Below are 502 nucleotides of genomic sequence, written 5' to 3' on the forward strand. Positions count from 1 at the left end.
GGCGGGGGCGCGAGGGGGCCGCAGGCCCTCTCGGAAACGGTGAAAGGGCGGGACCGGGGCGGAACCCCCGGTTGCGACGGCCCGCACCCTGCCTACGCTGGGGAAACACCATGGCCCGCACCCCGTCTCTCCGCGACGCCGCGCGCCGCGCCGTCTGGGCCACCCTCGCCGGCTGCGCCGGCTTCTACGGCTTCGCCCACGCCCTGGGCGACCGCACCCTCGGCCTCTACGCCATCTTCGGCGTCCTCCCGCTGGTGCTGTTCTCGCAGATCCCTGGCCCCGGCCGGCACCGCACCCGCGTCCTCCTCGCGATGGTGCCGGTCGGCTGGGTCATGGTCACGGCGGGCACCCTGCTGGCCGTGCGCGGCTGGGCCGCCGCGGCGGGCATGTTCGCCGTGGGCTTCCTCGTCGCCTTCGCGGCGACGGGCGGGCCCGTACCGGCCGGGCTGAGCGCGGCCGCCCAGCTCTTCTACATCCTTCCCTGCTTCCCGCCCTACGCCCC

At 76.3% G+C, this 502-nt stretch carries 1 pseudogene; it reads left to right on the top strand.

Going from position 1 to position 502, the window contains the following annotated elements:
• Window positions 1-110 precede the first annotated feature (110 nt).
• A pseudogene (locus K6I33_RS35670) lies at window positions 111-502 on the top strand (FUSC family protein); the annotation flags it as partial.

The organism is Streptomyces sp. UNOB3_S3 (genome assembly GCF_020740895.1).
Taxonomy (GTDB): Bacteria; Actinomycetota; Actinomycetes; order Streptomycetales; family Streptomycetaceae; genus Streptomyces.